At 67.7% G+C, this 2,155-nt stretch carries 5 protein-coding genes; 3 read left to right on the plus strand and 2 right to left on the minus strand.

The annotated features are described in order from the left end of the window. Both Ato02nite_RS50660 and Ato02nite_RS50665 read right to left on the minus strand, forming a co-directional pair. The coding region (locus Ato02nite_RS50660; RefSeq protein ID WP_213013922.1) for a hypothetical protein at positions 1-193 on the minus strand (193 nt) is incomplete at its 3' end. Beyond that, the gene (locus tag Ato02nite_RS50665) at positions 190-528 is read right to left on the minus strand and encodes a hypothetical protein (RefSeq protein ID WP_213013923.1); all 339 of its coding nucleotides are present in this window, start codon (positions 526-528) and stop codon (positions 190-192) included. The genes Ato02nite_RS50660 and Ato02nite_RS50665, both read right to left, overlap by 4 nt. On the opposite strand from Ato02nite_RS50665, the gene Ato02nite_RS50670 reads away from it, so the two are divergent. The 3 genes from Ato02nite_RS50670 to Ato02nite_RS50680 form a co-directional block, all read left to right on the plus strand. Next, positions 518-985: a hypothetical protein gene (locus Ato02nite_RS50670; RefSeq protein WP_213013924.1), complete on the plus strand. Its 468-nt coding sequence runs from the start codon at positions 518-520 to the stop codon at positions 983-985. The two genes, Ato02nite_RS50665 and Ato02nite_RS50670, sit on opposite strands and share 11 nt — an antisense overlap. 102 nt (positions 986-1,087) lie before the next feature. Then, complete coding sequence (galE, locus tag Ato02nite_RS50675; protein ID WP_213013925.1) at positions 1,088-2,062, plus strand: UDP-glucose 4-epimerase GalE; 975 nt, start codon at positions 1,088-1,090, stop codon at positions 2,060-2,062. Continuing rightward, positions 2,059-2,155, plus strand: a 97-nt coding sequence (locus Ato02nite_RS50680) for a galactokinase family protein (protein ID WP_213013926.1), incomplete at its 3' end; no start/stop codon positions are given. The genes galE and Ato02nite_RS50680, both read left to right, overlap by 4 nt.

Below are 2,155 nucleotides of genomic sequence, written 5' to 3' on the forward strand. Positions count from 1 at the left end.
TGGTGGTGCCGTCGACGACCTTGAAGCCGTCGATGCCGAACGCGCCCGTCGTGCAGTTCGTGCCGGCCACCTCGGTGCCGTTGCAGGACTGCTCGTAACAACTGGGCGCGGCCAGGGCCGGTGTCGCGAGACCGGTCAGGCCGGAAACGGCCATCCCGATGGCAGCGGCATATGCCGCTATTCGTCTTTTCACTTGTGTCCTTCCCCCGTGAATGCATAGTGCGCGACCAATGAAACACATTGATTGATCACAATGCAACACCGCTGGGGCGGATCGGTACACTCGACCCGCGTTGCGGCAAAACGGGGAGAAAACATCGTGCATTCATCAACAAAATCGCTGGTCAGCGTCATTTTGGCGGGGCTCGTCGCGAGCGGTTGCAGCGAGCCTTCGGCGCCGCCGGCGACCGGTCCGAGCAGCGCGGCATCGGCTCCGGCAAGTGCGACATCGGCCACATCGGTGGCCGCCGCTTCGGCCGGGCCGTCCGCCGCACCGCCCGAGGGCCAGACCGCAACGGTGACCGGCACGAGGGACAAGACACCTATTCCGACGGTACGCGCCGCCACCCTGACCAAAGCCTGGAAATCGCACTGGCACACCGATCTCGAGGTGGTGCAGAACGACGTGGTGCGGGTGCAGCGAACCACCGTCGACTACCCCACCGGGCACGGCAAGCTGACGCTCAGCGTGCAGCAGGAGGGCACCGGTACGAACCCGTCACCCAGCCTGGTCCGGTGCACGCTGGCCGACAACTCGCTCGGCACCGGGTTCGTGAAGCTGACCGACACCCTGGTCGGCAAGATGGTGAGCGACTGCTGGGGCGCGGTGCTGGCACCGCACGAGCGCACTCAGATCGCCGACTGGCTGCTGGCCAACTACAAGCTCGACAAGTACGGCGTGAACCGCACGCAGGCTTTCGCCCGTTTCGCCGTACGGCTGGAGGCCGTGCCCACCTCGGTGAGCCTTTACCTACTGGCGAAGTAGGGCCCATCGGCTGTTCGACTATGTTGACTTGTGATCGGTCATGGCGGAAACTCATGACCGGCCTAGACTTGTCGAAAAGTGCCGACTGAGGGGTTACACGTCGTGAAATTGCTCGTCACCGGGGGTGCCGGCTACGTCGGCAGCGTCACCAGCCGACTGCTGCTCGACGCGGGGCACGAGGTCACCGTCCTCGACAACCTCGTCACCGGCTTCCGGGAGGCCGTCGCGCCCGACGCCACCTTCGTGGAGAAGGACATCCGCGACGCGGCCGACGTGCTCACCCCCGACTCCGGCTTCGACGCCGTGCTGCACTTCGCCGGCCTGATCGCGGCCGGCGAGTCGATGACCAAGCCGGAACTGTACTGGCACGACAACGTGGTGAAATCCCTGGCCCTGCTCGACGCGGTGCGTGCGGCCCGGGTGCCCCGGTTCATCTTCTCGTCCACCGCCGCCGTCTACGGCAATCCGGTCGAGCTGCCGATCACCGAGTCCGCGGCGAAGGCGCCCACCAACACCTACGGCGCCACCAAGCTGACCTTCGACCACGCGCTGACCTCGGAGACCTACGCACACAAGCTGGCCGCCGTCTCGCTGCGCTACTTCAACGTCGCGGGCGCCTACATCCGCGACGGCTACGAGATCGGTGAGCGGCACGACCCCGAGACCCACCTCATCCCGATCGCCCTGCAGGTGGCCGCGGGCAAGCGGGCGAAGCTGCAGCTGTTCGGCGACGACTACCCGACCGCCGACGGCACCTGCGTCCGCGACTACATCCACGTGGAAGACCTGGCCCGCGCGCACCTGCTGGCGCTGGACGCGGCCACCCCGGGCGAGCACCGCATCTACAACCTGGGCAACGGCAACGGCTTCTCCAACCGCGAGGTCGTCGAGGTGGCCCGCGAGGTCACCGGCAGCGAGCTGCCGGCCGAGATGGCGCCGCGCCGCGAGGGCGACCCGGCCACCCTGGTCGCGTCCTCGGCCAAGGCCCGCGCGGAGCTGGGCTGGGTGCCGGAGAAGAACACCCTGCAGGCGATGATCGCCGACGCGTGGACGTTCTACCGCTCGCACGTCGCATGAGCGCCGCCGACGTCTTCCGGCAGCAGTTCGGCACCGAACCGGCCGGCCTCTGGGCCGCCCCCGGCCGGGTCAACCTGATCGGCGAGCACACCG

Source organism: Paractinoplanes toevensis (assembly GCF_018332695.1).
Classification (GTDB): Bacteria; Actinomycetota; Actinomycetes; order Mycobacteriales; family Micromonosporaceae; genus Actinoplanes; species Actinoplanes toevensis.